A 16,451-nucleotide genomic window follows, 5' to 3' on the forward strand; every position below is an offset into this window, starting at 1 on the left:
TACGTTCTTTGGGCGTTTCTGATAGGACATTTTGGGGACTCGTTTTGTGTGTGCGTGTTAGCGGCTGTGGCGCGCTTCCAGGGACGGAAGGTCATAGCCTTGTTCAATCAACTCAGCGGCGAGGGCCATAGAGATGGAGCGACCCATGCCCCAAAGCGCGATGGCGCGGCCCAGGGCGGAGTCGTAGTTCTCGGGTTCGTTGCGTTGGTTGTCTGCGGTGCCGAAGCGATTCATTGCGGTTCTCTCGATACGGCCACGGGGTTGTGGCCTGGGTTGTCCGTTGGGGTTGCCTACGGGGCCCAGGCGCACGTTTCCCGTCCCTCTGCACCGGCACGGTGGAGGCTCTATGGCAAAGGTCAGGGGGAGTTGCGGGTGGTCCGTAGAGGTGTTGCGAAGGTGTTTCTGGTTCTTCCGAGGCGTTGCGGCACTGGCACGGTGGAGGCTCTATGGCTGCTGCTGCGGATGAATGAGGGAATTGGGGGGGGGTCTCGGGGATCGGCTCAAATTTGAGCTGATGTCGCACTGGCACGGTGGAGGCTCGGGCGGAGACTGGGGTGTTGCGGCTTGGTTATCCGAATGTGGTCCCTCGGGCCCGGCTCAAATCTGAGCTGGGGTCGCGCTGGCACGGTGGAGGCTCTGGCGGAGGGATGCGGCTCGGTTATCCGAATGTGGCCCCACGGGAATCACCGGGGGCCATGCGGGGTGGATCAGGGGGTTACAGGGTGAAGTCCAGAGGCTGAGGGACGCAGCCCACTTTCATCACAAGCATGTTTTTCAGGTAGAGGTTCGCCAGGAGCTTCTGGCCCTTCTCCAGCACAGTGATGATGGAAAAGCCCTGCGGGGTGACTTTCTCGTCAAAGTGCGTGCCCTTGTACGTCCCATACACGGCCCACTTGTTATCGCCCTGGCGCTTGTACAAATAGCCCAGCCGCTGGAGGGTGTTCTGCACCTGCTGCATGTTCACGCCTGTCAGTTTCCGGGCGAAGTCCACAACGGGGAGCGTGCGGGCAGCCACGGCACTGCCTACAGTGGCAAACGGAAGCATCTCTGCATTGGCCTGAGTGAGCGTTTGGTTTTCCAGGGCCAAAGCCTGACGTTGTCTGTACTCCCCCGCCCAGGCGATTGCGGCCTCAGCGGGGTCCATGAAGTTGGGCAGTGAGGGCTTCTGGATAGCGGCCTCAAGCTCCACCATGCGGTCATAGACCCGCGCCTGGAGTTCGTGGCTGTAGCTCATCGCCACCAGGCAGGCTTCACGCTTGGGCAGCCGGTAGATGGGGCGCGGGACTTCGTTCCCCGAGCCGTTGGTGTAAGTGCTAGTTCCCAAAAATTTGGGAGCTAGGGGCCCAAGCACTTTGGGCACCTTGACCATGAAGTGGTCGTGTCTGAGCGCGGCCTTACCCGGCTCGCGGGTGGCGTTAATCATCTCCACCAACTCCAGGCTGGTCATCGTCACGGTGTCTTTGCTGATGGCGGTGGCTACTACGTTCATGCTGTGTGTCCTTTTGATTTCGTTGAGTGGCCGCGCTGGCGGCTCAGTAATCCGAATGTGGCCCACCGGGATCGATCACCAGTGGAAACGTTGCTTTTGTGGGTTGTTCTCACGAATGAGAACGATCAGGCGAAACAAAAGCGCGACTCTGCTACGGCTGCCAGGCTCAGGCTGCCGCGTTTCGGGAGTTCTGCGAGCTTGGCCCGCGCCTTGTCGCTCAGTTGCGCGGCCAGCTCATCCCGGAAGCGCTCCAGTACGGCGGTCTCTTCGTACATTTCAATGAACGCCTTGCGGACAGTCATGAAGAAAAGCTCGGTCTCCCCTGCGGTGGTGCCGAAGCTGTCATGGATCATCGCGAAGCTCTTCAAGCCGGACTCCACGCCACGCACAACGGTGAGCATGAGGTGGGCCGCATCGCAGCTATGGACGAAGTTGGGGCTGATCCCTTGCGACTGCTTGCGCTTGTCCAAGGCGTCTTGCTCTTCGTTCATCAGGAGGCGCACACGGGCCCCGTTGATGGCCGTTTTGACGCGGCGAGCTACCACGGAGTTGTACGCCTGCATCACCGGGAAGCCCACGGCAGTGGTCCAGCACACCGGCAGCTCTTCTTTTGCGGCCAGGGTTGCAGCGTCCTGGAGCCACTTCATGGCCTCACCAGCTTTCACCAGAACCTGGTTCACGGCTTCCCAAATGGCCTTCGCCATCCAGCCAGCGGCCCGGAAGCCATCCCCGGTGAACGGGAAGTGGCGGGCGTCCACGTTGCCTTCGGCATCGGTGGCCTTCTTGCGTGCCGGGTCCAGGATGTCCTCCATTACCTGATCCTTGAAGCCGTACTCCTTGGAGCCGTAGGCCAGGGTCATCACGGAGCGCTTCGTCACCTTGCGGTTGATGCCAAAGCGGGTCCATTGCTGGGCCAGGTTCTTCGTGCCCTCCTGGACGTATGCCTTGCCATCAGCATCATGTTTCAGGACGTCTTCGGTGCCGTGCTTGGCATCGTAGATGGCCCGCTCGATGACTTTTTTGGCTACCAAGCCGTACACGTCTGCGGGGAGGTCGCTGGGGACCAGGTTCACGGCTGCGCCACCGACCTCATCCCGGAGCATCGCGGAGAAGTGCTGGATGCCGGAGCATGAGCCGTCCATAGCAATCGGGAGCTTCGACACAAAGCGGTCGCCGTGCTCGCAGTAGCCCTTCCACTCCAGGCAGAACGCCAGGAACTGCCATGGTTTGTCGATGGCCTGCGCGCCTACGTGGTCAGCCCAGCCGCGTGCCTGGAACGGGTCAGAAGCAATCGCCAGGATTTCCGCTTGGTGATCGTGGACCCACTTCACGCGGTCCTCCAGGCTGGCCTTGTCGTACCCGGCCACGTTCGCCCCGTGGATTGCCAGCCACTTGGCCCCGTGCTCGCCCAGCGGCTTGCCGTAGGCGAATCGGAGCAAGCCCTTCGTGTGGTCCGCGCCTTGGGGGTTCAGGTGCGGCACCGCGTAGATGCGGCCACGGAAGTCCAGTTGGTACGGGAAGTAAATCTTGCGGAACGGGGAGTAGCGGTTCGCGATGTCCAGGGACATGGAGACGTTGATGCGCGCGCCCTGAATCTCCAGGTTGTCCGAATGGGCCTTGAACGCGGCTTTACGCCAGGCAGCGCGGGCCACCTCGTTGATGTCGATGTCGAACGGTTTGACTGGCTGGGGGATGCCTTCACGGGGTGGGAGGCCGCACCAGGTGGCGCCCTGCTCCCACAGCGTGGTCATGATGTTCAGGATTGGCGTGTTGATCTGCCACGCGGTCGCCTGGATGGCGTTGAGCGCGGTGTAGACCATCGGCATATCGACATTGCCCAGCTCTTCCAGGTACGCCCGGTTGCGGGTCTTCACCATGCGCAGCGGCTTGAGGCTGGACGACAGGTAGCCCCCATCGGTCGGTGAGGTCCAGTTGCGTGGCGGGACAACCATTGGCTCATACACGGGGCGCAGCATGGCCGTGACGTTGTTCTTGCGGGCGATCCACTCCAGGGTGGACTCCAGCGGCTTCACGTACTTCAGAGCCTTCTCCGTGCCTTCGCCGTTGGTGGCAATGTGGATCAGCCCCACGGAGTTCATCAGCAGCTCCAGGAGCTTGGTCCCTACGTGGATGCGGTCGTTGTTGCTCCAGTTGCTCCAGGTGTCCAGCGCAGAGGCCACACGGGTGGCGTAGATGTGCTTGTGGCGCTGGCTGGACCGTTTGTTGGCCCGCTCTACCAGTTGGTCGTACTTCTTGCGCTCCTTGTCGCGGATGCCGGACAGGCGCATTTCGTCTTCCACGGACTGAGCGATGGAGACGGACACATGCTGGAGCGTGCGGGGCTGCGAGATGCCAGCCAGGGTGTGCTTGAGGGTCAGGTAGGCCAGGACATCCGCATCGTAGCCACGGAGGAGCTTGTATGCGCTGCCCCAGCGGGACGACACACCGGCCTCAGACTCATCCATCCACGCCTTGATGGCCTCAGCGAGCGCCTTCATGCGGCCGGAGACGATGATGGAGCCGTACTCGGTGCCATCCTCAGCGCCCATTCTGCGTGCGGCCTCTACGTTGCGCTGGAAACGGCTCACACCGCGCTGGGTCATCTCCTCTTCCAGACGGACTTGGGTGGCGATGAGGTCTTCACCATCCAGGCGGCCAACTAGAGGAGTCATAGAGGTAGTCATAAAGGGAATCTCTTAGTAATCATCATTAAGTAATCATTTCTAAGGATGTCTTTAAGGATGTCTCTAAGGGTCATCTCAGAGGGCATCGCTAAGGAATCCAATTGTGGGTCCGCGACTCTGGATGTGGTCTCCCACAGTGCCCTGGCGCGGCCCTGGATGGCCCTCCCTAAGCGGGAATGTCTCGTCAATGAGTCAGTCTCATCTGAGAGAACCATCAGGCGTAGCTACCCCCTCCAGGCAAAAACTGGCAGCCATAATGTGGTCCCATGACTTCACGCGGGCAGCACTCTCCCGCACTGGATTTTCCCCGGTCAAAAGGGGCCAGTGTCAGCCGGTAAAGTCCGACGAACGGTCAGTTAGGGATTCAGTGGATGAGGGGATCAGAAGAGGTCAAAAAGGGCCTTTGTGTCCCAAAAGTGTCCCTTTTGCTCTCTTTGCTGAGAAGGCGATTATAGGTGAAAAGGTATCATTCGTGCAAGTGATAGACGAAAAAAATCCCCGAACCCTTGAGCCGTGCGGCTTTCAGGAATTCGGGGAGATTTTTTCTAATTCGTGGTGCGGACGAAGAGACTCGAACTCTTACAGCTTGCGCCGCTGGAACCTAAATCCAGTGTGTCTACCAATTTCACCACGTCCGCATGAAACTCAAAAACAAAGGCGCCGGATCATTCAATCGAGGCGCCCCTGCAGAATCTGGGGTGGACGATGGGAATCGAACCCACGACAACCGGAATCACAATCCGGCGCTCTACCAACTGAGCTACGCCCACCATATTGCGGTACTGCTTACTTGCCCAGGCCTTAATGGCGCACCCGGCAGGACTCGAACCTGCGACCATCCGCTTAGAAGGCGGATGCTCTATCCAGCTGAGCTACGGGCGCTTAAGCTTACAGTCCAGCCGAACAAACGAACCGCTTATTCTGCCCGACTTTGCCAACCCGTGCCAGGCAGTGCCCGACAAGTGCGGCGAATCTTATAGGCGACCCTGGAGGTCGTCAACACCTTTCGCAAAAAAATTTAAATTATTGAAGGGGTTAGGGGATTTGCCCGACCACTCGCCTTTGCCCTTGGGCCGTGTCGTGCGAGAATGCGCGCTTCTTATATATGTTCCCTTCTCGATGGTTAATCACGCGTCTATGACTGCACACCTAATCGATGGCAAGGCGATCGCCGCCAACCTGCGCCAGCAGATCGCCCAACGTGTCGCCGAGCGCCGCCAGCAGGGCCTGCGCACGCCTGGCCTGGCGGTGATCCTGGTCGGTACCGACCCGGCCTCCCAAGTCTATGTCTCGCACAAGCGCAAGGACTGTGAAGAGGTCGGTTTCATCTCCCAGGCATTCGACCTGCCCAGCGAGACCACGCAGCAAGCCCTGACCGACCTGATCGATCGCCTCAACGATGACCCGGCCGTCGACGGTATCCTGCTGCAGCTGCCGCTGCCCGAGCACCTGGACGCCTCCCTGCTGCTCGAGCGCATCCGCCCGGACAAGGACGTGGACGGTTTCCACCCCTACAACATCGGCCGTCTGGCCCAGCGCATCCCGCTGCTGCGCCCGTGCACGCCGAAGGGCATCATGACCTTGCTGGAGAGCACCGGCCAGGACCTGTACGGCATGAACGCGGTGATCGTCGGCGCATCCAACATCGTCGGCCGGCCAATGGCCATGGAGCTGCTGCTGGCCGGCTGCACCGTCACCGTCTGCCACCGCTTCACCAAGGACCTGGCCGGCCACGTCGGCCGCGCCGACCTGGTGGTGGTCGCCGCCGGCAAGCCGGGCCTGGTCAAGGGTGAATGGGTCAAGGAAGGCGCCATCGTCATCGACGTCGGCATCAACCGCCAGGACGACGGCAAGCTGGTCGGCGACGTGGTCTACGAGACCGCCCTGCCCCGCGCCGGCTGGATCACCCCGGTGCCGGGCGGCGTAGGCCCGATGACCCGCGCCTGCCTGCTGGAGAACACCCTGTATGCGGCTGAAGAGCTGCACAAGTAGGTTGTTCCGGCAATGACGCAACGGCGCCTCTCGAGGCGCCGTTTTCGTTTGAATGCCCGTCTCCACGGAGCCGCAGCCGATTCGGCTGGCAACCCATCCATTTCAGCTGGACCGGCTGCCCACCTCTCACGCTTCAGCCGGGATTGCCTCGCGATCCCCCTGACAATGGTCACACAGCCCACCCGTGGATGCGTGCCCAATGCAAACAACAAATACCGTCCTCATGATTCGCCCGGCGCGGTTCGCCTTCAACCCCGACACCGCCGCCAACAACCGCTTCCAGCAGGCGCCGTCGGACCCTCAGGCCGCCAGCGAAAAGGCCCTGGAAGAATTCGACGGCTACGTCGACACCCTGCGCCAGCATGGCGTCGATGTGCTGGTGGTGCAGGACACCCCTGAACCTCACACCCCCGACTCGATCTTCCCCAACAACTGGTGGAGCAGCCACGCCGACGGTAGCCTGGTGCTGTACCCGATGGAGGGCGAGAACCGCCGCCTGGAGCGCAGCAAGGGCGTGCTGGGCGTGCTGCGGGAGCGCTTCGCCATCCAGCGCACCATCGACCTGAGCCCGCTGGAACAGCAGAATCTGTTCCTCGAGGGTACCGGCAGCATGGTCCTGGACCGCGAACACCGCATCAGCTACGCCTGTCACTCCGGGCGCACCCACGAACACGCCCTGCGCCAGTTCGCCGAGCGCCTGGACTATCGCCTGTGCCTGTTCCACGCCGTGGACCGCCACCAGGCGCCGATCTACCACAGCAACGTAATGATGAACGTCGGCCGCCAGCTCGCCGTGGCCTGCCTCGACGCCCTGCCCCACCACGATGAACGCCGTGCCCTGGAGCATTCGCTGCGCGATACCGGCAAGCAGGTGCTGGCGCTGAACTTCGACCAGCTGGAGAACTTCGCCGGCAACATGCTCGAAGTCCACGACCGTGACGGCCGCTCCCTGCTGGTGATGTCTCGCAGCGCCTGGAATGCGCTCGACGCCGCCCAGCGCCGCCAGGTCGAGCGGCACAGCCATCCACTGGTGGTGAACATCGACCATATCGAACGCATCGGCGGCGGCAGCGCGCGCTGCATGCTCGCCGAAGTCCACCTGCCCTCGCGCCACTGACTCGACAAGGAAAATCATCATGACCCGCTACATCGACGTGCACGACCTCGCCCACCTGGTCAACCGCAAGGGATTGCCCACCTGCCTGGCCGAGATGGCCGAGTACATCCGCCAGGACTACCTGCGCTGGCATGACTTCGAGAAATGCCCGCGCCTGGCCAACCACTCGGCGGACGGGGTGATCGAGCTGATGCCGGTATCCGACGCCAACCTGTACGCCTTCAAGTACGTCAACGGCCACCCGAAGAACACCCATGACGGCCTGCTGACGGTCATGGCCTTCGGCGCCCTGGGCGATGTCGACACCGGCGCGCCGGTGCTGCTCAGCGAGATGACCCTGACCACCGCCATCCGCACCGCCGCCACCTCGGCCCTGGCCGCCCGCTACCTGGCGCGTCCGGACAGCAAGCGCATGGCGCTGATCGGCAACGGCTCGCAGAGCGAGTTCCAGGCCATCGCCTTCCATGCCTTGCTCGGCATCGAGGAAATCCGCCTGTTCGACATCGACCACAAGGCCTCGGCGAAACTCGCGGCCAACCTGGCCGGTTTCCCGCAACTGAAACTGATCATCGCCGACAGCGTGGCCGAGGCGGTGCGCGGCGCCGACATCGTCACCACGGTCACCGCCGACAAGGCCTACGCCACCATCCTCACCCCGCAGATGATCGAGCCGGGCATGCACCTCAATGCCGTGGGCGGCGACTGCCCGGGCAAGACCGAGCTGCACCGCGACATCGTCGAGCGGGCGCGGGTGATCGTCGAGTACGAACCGCAGAGCCGGATCGAGGGCGAGATCCAGCAGATGCCAGCGGACTCGCCGACCACCGAGTTCTGGCAGGTGGTCGAGGGGATCGCCGCCGGGCGCGAGAACGCCGCGCAGGTAACGCTGTTCGACTCGGTCGGCTTCGCCCTGGAGGACTACTCGGCGCTGCGCTATGTGCTGGATGTGGCCAGGGCGCTGGACATCGGGCGCGACATCGCGCTGGTGCCGCAGTTGGAGAACCCGAAGGACCTGTTTGCCCTGCTGCAGCCGAAAGTGGCGCAACGCAAAGCCAGCGCCGCCTGACCGGCTATACGCAACCCTGTGGGAGCGGCCTTGCCGAGGCGTCGGACCGGTCGGAAAGGGCTGCGCAGCGGCCCCAGGGTTTGAACTACGCAGCCGATATTGCCGGGGCCGCTCTGCGGCCCTTTCCGACCGGTCCGACGCCTCGGCAAGGCCGCTCCAGGGCCCGCGTAAACAGCGAGCGACAAGCATGGCAGCCTCTCGGCCTGACAGAAACCGCTGTCGCACTTCCATAAAACTTTGTCGCAGCAGCCGATTCGGCTGCAGAAAGAAACTTTACAGCCGAATCCGGCAGCCCATGCGCAGGCAAACGACACAAAAAACCTGTCTATCTCGCGCATTCTGAGCCCGACCCATGAGTCACCGACAGACCTACACGCGCTAATCGCCCTACTACCAATAACAACACCCAGGGACCCAAGACCATGCCCTCCATGCGAAAACGCCTCGGCGTGCTGCTGTTCTCGTTGTGCGCCACCACCCTCACCCAGGCCAAGGAGTGGACCGAGATCCGCTTCGGTGTCTTCCCCGAATACCCACCGTTCGAATCCGTCGCCGCCGATGGCAGCCTGCAAGGCTTCGACATCGACCTGGGCAATGCCATCTGCGCCAAGCTGCAGGTCAAGTGCACCTGGGTGCACAACGAATTCGACGGCATGATCCCCGCCCTGCGCGCGCGCAAGTTCGACGCCATCATGTCGTCCATGGCCGTGACCCCGGCGCGGCTGAAACAGATCGATTTCAGCAACCGCCTGTTCCTCAGCCCCACCTCGGTGATCGTGCGCAAGTCGGCCGACTTCGGCGACAGCGCCGAATCGCTCAAGGGCAAACAGGTCGGCGTGCTCCAGGGCTCGCTGCAGGAGGCCTACGCCCGCGCCGTGCTGGCGCCGCTGGGCGCGCAGGTCAAGGCCTACCAGAGCCAGGACCAGAACTACGCCGACCTGCTCAACGGCCGGCTCGACGCCACCGTCACCGACAAGCTCGAAGCCCAGTTGAACTTCCTCTCCAAGCCCGAGGGCGCCGACTTCAGGAGCGGTCCGGCGATCAAGGACCCGACCTTGCCGCTGGATATTGCCATGGGCCTGCGCAAGACCGACCCCGAGCTCAAGGCCCTGCTCGACAAGGGCATCGCCATGATCCACGCCGACGGCACCTACGCCGAGATCCAGAAGAAATACGTCGGCGACCTGGACATCTACAACGAGTGACCCGGCAGGCCGCCCCTCCCTGTGGGAGTGGGGCGGCCCCGCGATAGCCTCCCCGCGAGACCCCTCTCATGCACGACTTCCTCACAAGCGGCCTGCAAGGCTTCGGCCCGCTGCTGGCCCAAGGCACCTGGATGACCGTCAAGCTGGCCTTGCTGTCACTGGCGTTGAGCCTCGCGCTCGGCCTGATCGGCGCCAGCGCCAAGCTGTCACGGTCCCGGCTGCTGCGCTTGCCGGCCACCCTCTACACCACGCTGATCCGCAGCGTCCCTGACCTGGTGCTGATCCTGCTGATCTTCTACAGCATGCAGATCTGGCTCAACGACCTGACCGAGGCGCTGGGCTGGGACTATGTCGAGATCGATCCGTTCGGCGCCGGGGTCATCACCCTGGGCTTCATCTACGGCGCGTACTTCACCGAGAACTTTCGCGGCGCCATCCTCAGCGTGCCCGCCGGCCAGCTGGAGGCCGCCACGGCCTACGGCCTGAGCCGGGCGCAGCGGTTTCGGCTGGTGCTGTTCCCGCAACTGATGCGCTTCGCCCTGCCGGGGCTGGGCAACAACTGGCTGGTGCTGCTCAAGTCCACCGCGCTGGTGTCGATCATCGGCCTGGCCGACCTGGTCAAGGCCGCGCAGAACGCCGGCAAGAGCACCAACGACGTGTTGTTCTTCCTGTGCCTGGCGGGCCTGGTGTACCTGGTCATCACCACCTTGTCCAACCGCCTGCTCAAGCACCTGGAGCGGCGCTACAACATCGGCATCAAGGAGCTGGCGCGATGATCGAACTCCTTCAGGAATACGGCCTTGCTTACCTGTACCACGATGGCAGCGGCCTGTCGGGCCTGGCCATGACCCTCTGGCTGTTCCTGGCCAGCATGGTGCTGGGCTTCGCCCTGTCGCTGCCGCTGGCCCTGGCACGCACCTCACGCCACGCCTACCTGCGCCTGCCGGTGCAGCTGTACACCTTCGTGTTCCGCGGCACGCCGCTCTATATCCAGCTGCTGATCTGCTATACCGGGCTCTACGGCCTGCAAGTGGTGCGCGAGCATGCCCTGCTCGACCAGTTTTTCCGCAATGCGCTCAACTGCACCCTGCTGGCGTTCGTGCTCAACACCTGCGCCTACACCGTGGAGATCTTCGCCGGGGCCATCCGCAACCTGCCCGCCGGCGAATTGGAAGCGGCCCAGGCCTACGGTCTGCGCGGCTGGAGGCTCAACCTGTTCCTGGTCCTGCCGGCGGCCCTGCGCCGTTCGCTGCCAGCCTACAGCAACGAGTTGATCCTGATGCTGCACGCCACCTCGCTGGCCTTCACCGCCACCGTCGCCGACATCCTCAAGGTGGCCCGCGACGCCAACGCTGCGACCTTCCTGACCTTCCAGGCCTTCGGCGTCGCCGCCCTGCTGTACATGCTGCTGTCCTTCGCCCTGGTCGGCCTGTTCCGCGTGGCCGAACGTCGCTGGATGCGCTTCCTTGACCCTGCACGAGGCTGAACCCATGACCGCTACCGCACTGCCACTCACCACCTTCGAACAGGCCCCCAAGGCACGTGCCCATGCCGGCACCCTCAAGCTCAGCGTCGACGGCCTGCACAAGCACTACGGCGAGCACCAGGTGCTCAAGGGCGTCTCGCTGCAGGCGCGCAAGGGCGACGTGATCAGCCTGATCGGCGCCAGCGGCTCGGGCAAGAGCACCTTCCTGCGCTGCATCAATTTCCTCGAAAAGCCCAACGCCGGCAGCATCACCCTCGACGGCCAGACCCTCGACCTGAGCAAGGGCACTCCGCCAGCGGCCCAGTTGCAGAACCTGCGCACGCGCCTGGCCATGGTGTTCCAGCATTTCAACCTGTGGAGCCACCTGACGGTGCTGGAGAACATCTGCCTGGCGCCGCGCAAGGTGCTGGGCATCAGCGCCGGCGAAGCCGAGGCGCGGGCGCGCAAGTACCTGGACAAGGTCGGCCTGCCGGCCCGCGCCGCCGACCAGTACCCGGCGTTTCTCTCCGGCGGCCAGCAACAGCGCGTGGCCATCGCCCGGGCGCTGGCCATGGAGCCGGAGATCATCCTGTTCGACGAGCCCACCTCGGCGCTGGACCCCGAGCTGGTCGGCGAAGTGCTCAAGGTGATACAGACGCTCGCCGAGGAAGGACGTACCATGCTCATGGTCACCCATGAAATGGGGTTCGCCCGCCAGGTGTCGAGCCAGGTGCTGTTCCTGCACCAGGGCCTGGTCGAGGAAAGCGGCAGCGCCGAGATCCTCGACCGGCCACAGAGCGAGCGCCTGCGGCAGTTCCTCTCCAATCGTCTGAAGTGAAGTCACGCCGCCTATGGACAACAAGGCCATCACCCCCGCAGCTACACCGCTGGATCGCATCGACGAAGCGATCATCGACGTGCTGCGACACCAAGGAAGGATCACCTACGAGAAGCTCTCCACCCTCGTTCACCTGACCCCCAGGCCCTGCCTGGAACGGGTGCGCAAGCTGGAGCGGCGCGGGGTGATCCGCGGTTACGGGGCAATCATCGACCTGCAGCAGGTCTCCCCCGGGTTGTCGTTGCTGGTGCTGGTGGCCTTGTCCAACCAGAGCGGGCGCTCGGCGCAACGTGCCTTCGAAGCCACCGTGCGCGCCTGCCCGCAGGTCTACGAGTGCCAGCTGATCAGCGGGCACTTCGACTACAGCCTGCGTATGCGCTGCCGCGACATGGAGCACTACCGGGTGCTGACCGAGACCTGGATGAACAACGACGAGCTGCATATCGACAAGCTCGTGGCCCATCCGGAGCTGGCGGCGGTGAAGAGCACGGCGCCGCAGGCGTGAACAGGCACGGCCCCTGCAGGAATGGGTTAGTCCGTTCCTGCAGGGAGCAAGCTCAGCGCCACGCCTGTGGCTGCCGGTAGCCCGCCACCCACTGCGCCACCGCCTCCACCGGCATCGGCCGGGCAATGCCATAACCCTGGGCCAGTTCGCAGCCCAGCCCCATCAGCACCCTTCCGTGCTCGACAGTCTCCACGCCCTCGGCGATCACTTCGCGCCCGAACGCCCGCGCCAGGCCGATCACCGCGCCAGTAAGAGTCAGGTCGTCATGGTCATGAAGGATGTCGCGCACAAAGGACTTGTCGATCTTGATGGTCTGCGCCGGCAGACGCTTGAGGTAGCTCAGCGAGGAATAGCCAGTACCGAAGTCGTCCAGCGAAAAACGCACGCCCAGGGCTCGACAGGCATCCAGGCAACGGCCGACCCGCGGCAGGTTGTCGATCGCCACCGATTCGACGATCTCCAGGTCCAGGCGCCCGGGCGACACCCCGGGATGACGCGCCAGCAGGCGCTCAAGGCGCTGGGCAAAGTCGCCGCGCTGCAGCTGGCGGGCGGCGATGTTGACGCTCAGTGACCAATCGCGCCCGGACAGTTGCCACTGCTGCAACTGGGTCAAGGCCTGGTCGATGACCCACTCGCCCAGCTCGACGATCAGGTCGGTCTGCTCCACGAAGGGCAGGAACTCCCCCGGCGGCACCGGCCCCTTGGATGGATGCATCCAACGCAGCAAGGCCTCGAAGCCGATCACCTGACCGCTGCGCATGTTCACCTTGGGCTGGTAGTGCAGGCACAGTTCGCCCTGGCGCAGGGCCTGGCGCACCCGCGCCACGGTCTGGTGGGTGGCCTTGAGCTCGAGCTCCTGGGACACGTCGAACAGGTGGTAGCGGTTGCGTCCGCGCTGCTTGGCCACGTACATGGCCTGGTCGGCGTGGCGCACCAGGGTGTCGGCATCCTCGTCATCCTGCGGGAACAGGGTCACGCCGATGCTCGCGCTCAGGCTCAGCGACTGCTCGCGCACCACATAGGGCGCAGCTAGCGCCTGGAGGATACGCTGCAACGCGGCATGCAACTGCTGCGGGCCTTCGATATGGCGCAAGATCAGCACGAACTCGTCACCCGACAGCCGCGCCACCGCATCACCGCCACGCAGGATGTCCTGCAGGCGTTGGGCGACCTCCACCAACAGCAGGTCGCCGGTGGCATGGCCGTAGCCGTCGTTGACCGCCTTGAAGCCATCGAGGTCGAGCATGCATACCGCCAACGGAATACTTTCCCGCCGGGAGAACGCCAAGGCCTGGTTGAGCAGGTCGGACAGGTAGGCGCGGTTCGGCAGGCCGGTCAGCACGTCATGCCCCACCCGCCACTGCAGGGTGTGCAGCAACTGGCGCTTCTCGGTGACGTCGAAGCGGATCGACACGTATTTGCGCACCCGGCCGGTGTGCGGGTCGATCAGCGGCACCATGGTGCTGTCCACCCAGTACAGCGAACCGTCCTTGGCTCGGTTGCAGATCTCGCCTTTCCACACCCGGCCGGCGGCCAGGGCGCGCCACATTTCGAGGAAGAAAGTCGGCTCGTGCAGCCCGGAATTGAGGATGCGGTGGTTGGCTCCCAGCAGTTCCTCGCGACTGTAGCCGGAGATGCTGCAGAACTGCTGGTTGACGTAGGTGATGCAACCGCGCAGGTCGGTCTCGGAAAAGATCGCGGCCGCATCGACGGCCGCGCGGTAGTTGTCGTCCATAACCCTCGCAACCTAGCGGTTGAAGCGCTCCACCAGGGCGCGCAGCCCGGCGCACACTTGCTCCAGTTCTGCGCCGCGCACGGCTGCGGCATTGGCGCGGCGGGCGCTCTGCTGCACCGTGCCGGCCACACCGTTGATCTGCCGCGAGACATCCTCGGCCACGCTGGACTGCTCCTGCGAGGCCGCGGCCATCTGCTGGCTCATGTCGCTGATACGCTGCACCGCGTGCTGGATGCCCTGCAGCGCCTCCTGGGTCAAGGCAACCTGGGCCACCCCCTGCTGCGCGCCCTCCAGGCCCTGGCTGGCGATGCTTACCGCCTGCTCGGCACCGCCGCGCAGGCTGTCGATGATCGACTGGATATGCAGGGTCGACTGACGGGTCTTGTCGGCCAGGGCGCGGACCTCGTCAGCGACCACCGCGAAGCCACGCCCCTGCTCGCCGGCGCGCGCCGCCTCGATGGCGGCGTTGAGCGCCAGCAGGTTGGTCTGCTCGGCGATGGCGCGGATCATTCCGGCTGCCTCGGCAATTGCACCGGTCTGACCGGCCAGGTCGTTGACCGCCTGGTTGATCTGCCCGACCGTGCCGGCCAGGCTCTGGATCGCCGCGCCGGTGGCGTCAGCCACCTGACTGCCCTGACCGGCCAGCAGGTGCGCGGTATGCGCCTGCTCGGCGGTCAGTTGCACGTGGCCGGCGACCTCGCCAATGGAAGCGGCCATCTCGGTCATGGCGGTGGCGGTGAGGTCAGTCTCGGCACGCTGTTCGAGCAGCGCCGACTCGGTACTGCGCGACAACCGTCCGGCATCCTGGGCGGCGCCGGCCATCTGCACCGCGAGGTCGCTCAGGCGGGTGAGCGCGGTCTTCAAGCGCGCCTCCTCGCTGACCAGGATCAGCTCCAGCTGCCCGGCGGCACCAGGCAGGTCGCTATAGGTCAAGGCCGCAACCGGGTCGCTGAAGGTGTTGTCCGCAACCTGGACGATGCGCCGCAAGTGGCGCCCCATGCGGCTTTGCGCCCACAGGCCGACGCCGGCGAACAGCGCCAGGGTCAGACCTTGGGCGGGCAGGTCCGGCAATACCTGGCCGGCGCCAATGGCGACGGCCCCCGCCAGCAGCGGCAACGCCATGGCCCGCCCCAGCAGGGCCAGGCGCCGGGTCGGCGATAGCGCCGCCTGGCCCTCACGCAGCCGGGCGTACAGGGCTTCGGCACGGGCCACCTGCTCGCGGGTCGGACGCACGCGCACCGACTCGTAGCCGACCACCTGGCCGTTGTCGAGCATCGGCGTAACGTAGGCGTTGACCCAATAGAAGTTGCCGTTGCTGCAGCGGTTCTTGACGATACCCATCCAGCTGCGACCGGCCTTGAGGTACTGCCACATCAGCTCGAACACCGCCTCGGGCATGTCCGGGTGACGCACCAGGTTGTGCGGGCTGCCGATCAGCTCCTCCTGACTGTAGCCGCTGATGGCGGCGAACTCGGCGTTGCAGTAGGTGATCAGGCTGGCCGTATCGGTTGCCGAAATCAGCCGCTGGTGCTCGGGGAAGCTTTGCTCGACCGGATTGACCGGCAGGTTCTGACGCACGATGAGACTCCATTCATATACGGGCCGACGCATGGCCTGACAGGAGGCCAGGTGCGCCGGAACCGGTCATCCTGGATCAGTTCCAATGTCCGACAACGCTTGCACACGGGCCGGCAAATGGCCGGATCGCCTTGGACGACGACTTGAATGACTGATCAATCAAAGCGGCGAATTCTACGAATTCCATCACATTTTGCAAATAAAGGTGACGAATCATGGCGTTGCGCCATATCGACATATATCGTTAAGTGCTTGATTCTAAATGGGAATTGAGCGATGACGAGAACAGGTCTAGGTCCAGCCCTGCGCCGCTACCGCAAACTGGCGGGCCTCACTCAGGCGCAACTGGGCGAGCGAACCGGCTTCGACCCCAAGACCATCAGCCGCTTCGAGACCGGCACCTATACCCCCAGCGTCGAGTCGTTGGTGGGCTTCGCTGATGCCCTGGGGGTCAAGCCAAAAGTATTCTTCAGCGACCCCGAAGACGAAGAAGAACAACGCGCCTACCTCTTCGGCGTGATCCATAACGCCCCCCCCAAGGACCTCGGCAAGCTGATCGCCGCCGTCGATCAGGTGCTGGCAAAGCCATGAAATCTCCCCCGGCACCACGCTAGAGCAGAAGCCGCGTCAGTGCACCTCAACTGGTAAGACCGGTAAGGCCAAAATCGCTTGCATTGTAGGAAATTTCGGAGTTTTATGGCTCGGCAGTGAACAAACCGGTAAGACCACAATAATTAAGTCCTGCGCTCTTTCGCTCCGTGTGGCTTGGGGGGCAAG

Annotated in this window: 14 protein-coding genes, 3 tRNA genes and 1 pseudogene; 9 read left to right on the plus strand and 9 right to left on the minus strand. The window is 63.9% G+C overall.

Features of this window, described 5'->3' with window-relative positions:
- Nucleotides 1–57: 57 nt before the first annotated feature.
- The 6 genes from K5H97_RS18885 to K5H97_RS18910 all read right to left on the minus strand — a co-directional run bounded on the left by K5H97_RS18885 (nt 58) and on the right by K5H97_RS18910 (nt 5,055).
- Nucleotides 58–234 carry a hypothetical protein gene (locus tag K5H97_RS18885; protein ID WP_155952729.1) on the minus strand — a complete coding sequence of 59 codons (177 nt, stop codon included), beginning with the start codon at nt 232–234 and terminating at the stop codon, nt 58–60.
- 481 nt (nt 235–715) lie between these two features.
- A complete protein-coding gene (locus tag K5H97_RS18890; protein WP_051555761.1) occupies nt 716–1,489 on the minus strand; it encodes a Rha family transcriptional regulator in 774 nt (257 codons plus the stop codon).
- 125 nt (nt 1,490–1,614) lie between these two features.
- Complete coding sequence (locus K5H97_RS18895; protein WP_232853415.1) at nt 1,615–4,161, minus strand: DNA-directed RNA polymerase; 2,547 nt, start codon at nt 4,159–4,161, stop codon at nt 1,615–1,617.
- 565 nt (nt 4,162–4,726) lie between these two features.
- Nucleotides 4,727–4,811, minus strand: a tRNA-Leu gene (locus tag K5H97_RS18900).
- 56 nt (nt 4,812–4,867) lie between these two features.
- A tRNA-His gene (locus K5H97_RS18905) sits at nt 4,868–4,943 on the minus strand.
- A gap of 35 nt (nt 4,944–4,978) precedes the next feature.
- Nucleotides 4,979–5,055: transfer RNA gene (locus tag K5H97_RS18910), tRNA-Arg, on the minus strand.
- A 255-nt stretch (nt 5,056–5,310) separates the two neighbouring features.
- Here K5H97_RS18910 and folD point away from each other — a divergent pair.
- From folD to K5H97_RS18950, 8 genes are all read left to right on the plus strand, one after another.
- A complete protein-coding gene (gene folD, locus K5H97_RS18915; protein ID WP_028692666.1) occupies nt 5,311–6,165 on the plus strand; it encodes a bifunctional methylenetetrahydrofolate dehydrogenase/methenyltetrahydrofolate cyclohydrolase FolD in 855 nt (284 codons plus the stop codon).
- A 199-nt stretch (nt 6,166–6,364) separates the two neighbouring features.
- On the plus strand, nt 6,365–7,282 hold the full coding sequence (gene ctlX, locus K5H97_RS18920; RefSeq protein WP_028692667.1) for a citrulline utilization hydrolase CtlX: 918 nt from the start codon (nt 6,365–6,367) through the stop codon (nt 7,280–7,282).
- A gap of 19 nt (nt 7,283–7,301) precedes the next feature.
- The gene (locus tag K5H97_RS18925) at nt 7,302–8,348 is read left to right on the plus strand and encodes an ornithine cyclodeaminase (protein WP_028692668.1); all 1,047 of its coding nucleotides are present in this window, start codon (nt 7,302–7,304) and stop codon (nt 8,346–8,348) included.
- Between the two features lie 422 nt (nt 8,349–8,770).
- The gene (locus K5H97_RS18930) at nt 8,771–9,553 is read left to right on the plus strand and encodes an ABC transporter substrate-binding protein (protein WP_028692669.1); all 783 of its coding nucleotides are present in this window, start codon (nt 8,771–8,773) and stop codon (nt 9,551–9,553) included.
- A gap of 68 nt (nt 9,554–9,621) precedes the next feature.
- Nucleotides 9,622–10,329, plus strand: coding sequence for an ABC transporter permease (locus K5H97_RS18935; protein ID WP_028692670.1), 708 nt, complete (start codon nt 9,622–9,624; stop codon nt 10,327–10,329).
- Nucleotides 10,326–11,039, plus strand: a complete 714-nt coding sequence (locus tag K5H97_RS18940) for an ABC transporter permease (RefSeq protein WP_028692671.1) — start codon at nt 10,326–10,328, stop codon at nt 11,037–11,039. Before K5H97_RS18935 ends, K5H97_RS18940 begins: the two co-directional genes overlap by 4 nt.
- Nucleotides 11,040–11,043: 4 nt before the next feature.
- Nucleotides 11,044–11,856: an ABC transporter ATP-binding protein gene (locus tag K5H97_RS18945; RefSeq protein WP_230962600.1), complete on the plus strand. Its 813-nt coding sequence runs from the start codon at nt 11,044–11,046 to the stop codon at nt 11,854–11,856.
- Between the two features lie 13 nt (nt 11,857–11,869).
- Complete coding sequence (locus K5H97_RS18950; protein ID WP_028692673.1) at nt 11,870–12,361, plus strand: Lrp/AsnC family transcriptional regulator; 492 nt, start codon at nt 11,870–11,872, stop codon at nt 12,359–12,361.
- A 52-nt stretch (nt 12,362–12,413) separates the two neighbouring features.
- Here K5H97_RS18950 and K5H97_RS18955 read toward each other — a convergent pair whose 3' ends face one another.
- The 3 genes and pseudogenes from K5H97_RS18955 to K5H97_RS30055 all read right to left on the minus strand — a co-directional run.
- Complete coding sequence (locus tag K5H97_RS18955; protein WP_028692674.1) at nt 12,414–14,096, minus strand: putative bifunctional diguanylate cyclase/phosphodiesterase; 1,683 nt, start codon at nt 14,094–14,096, stop codon at nt 12,414–12,416.
- A gap of 12 nt (nt 14,097–14,108) precedes the next feature.
- Nucleotides 14,109–15,218, minus strand: a complete 1,110-nt coding sequence (locus K5H97_RS18960; RefSeq protein WP_371349884.1) for a methyl-accepting chemotaxis protein — start codon at nt 15,216–15,218, stop codon at nt 14,109–14,111.
- A gap of 174 nt (nt 15,219–15,392) precedes the next feature.
- Nucleotides 15,393–15,707, minus strand: a pseudogene (locus tag K5H97_RS30055) (PAS domain-containing protein); the annotation flags it as partial.
- 243 nt (nt 15,708–15,950) lie between these two features.
- On the opposite strand from K5H97_RS30055, the gene K5H97_RS18965 reads away from it, so the two are divergent.
- Complete coding sequence (locus K5H97_RS18965) at nt 15,951–16,265, plus strand: helix-turn-helix domain-containing protein (protein WP_028692676.1); 315 nt, start codon at nt 15,951–15,953, stop codon at nt 16,263–16,265.
- Nucleotides 16,266–16,451: the final 186 nt, after the last annotated feature.

The organism is Pseudomonas mosselii (assembly GCF_019823065.1).
GTDB lineage: Bacteria > Pseudomonadota > Gammaproteobacteria > Pseudomonadales > Pseudomonadaceae > Aquipseudomonas > Aquipseudomonas mosselii.

Bases quoted from the DNA above. Each gene is read 5' to 3' on its own strand.
- K5H97_RS18890 (WP_051555761.1), bottom strand. From the start codon at position 1,489: ATGAACGTAGTAGCCACCGCCATCAGCAAAGACACCGTGACGATGACC.
- K5H97_RS18945 (WP_230962600.1), top strand. From the start codon at position 11,044: ATGACCGCTACCGCACTGCCACTCACCACCTTCGAACAGGCCCCCAAG.
- K5H97_RS18960 (WP_371349884.1), bottom strand. From the start codon at position 15,218: ATGGCGTTGCCGCTGCTGGCGGGGGCCGTCGCCATTGGCGCCGGCCAG.
- K5H97_RS18925 (WP_028692668.1), top strand. From the start codon at position 7,302: ATGACCCGCTACATCGACGTGCACGACCTCGCCCACCTGGTCAACCGC.
- ctlX (WP_028692667.1), top strand. From the start codon at position 6,365: ATGCAAACAACAAATACCGTCCTCATGATTCGCCCGGCGCGGTTCGCC.
- K5H97_RS18930 (WP_028692669.1), top strand. From the start codon at position 8,771: ATGCCCTCCATGCGAAAACGCCTCGGCGTGCTGCTGTTCTCGTTGTGC.
- K5H97_RS18955 (WP_028692674.1), bottom strand. From the start codon at position 14,096: ATGGACGACAACTACCGCGCGGCCGTCGATGCGGCCGCGATCTTTTCC.
- K5H97_RS18885 (WP_155952729.1), bottom strand. From the start codon at position 234: ATGAATCGCTTCGGCACCGCAGACAACCAACGCAACGAACCCGAGAAC.
- folD (WP_028692666.1), top strand. From the start codon at position 5,311: ATGACTGCACACCTAATCGATGGCAAGGCGATCGCCGCCAACCTGCGC.
- K5H97_RS18965 (WP_028692676.1), top strand. From the start codon at position 15,951: ATGACGAGAACAGGTCTAGGTCCAGCCCTGCGCCGCTACCGCAAACTG.
- K5H97_RS18940 (WP_028692671.1), top strand. From the start codon at position 10,326: ATGATCGAACTCCTTCAGGAATACGGCCTTGCTTACCTGTACCACGAT.
- K5H97_RS18895 (WP_232853415.1), bottom strand. From the start codon at position 4,161: ATGACTCCTCTAGTTGGCCGCCTGGATGGTGAAGACCTCATCGCCACC.
- K5H97_RS18950 (WP_028692673.1), top strand. From the start codon at position 11,870: ATGGACAACAAGGCCATCACCCCCGCAGCTACACCGCTGGATCGCATC.
- K5H97_RS18935 (WP_028692670.1), top strand. From the start codon at position 9,622: ATGCACGACTTCCTCACAAGCGGCCTGCAAGGCTTCGGCCCGCTGCTG.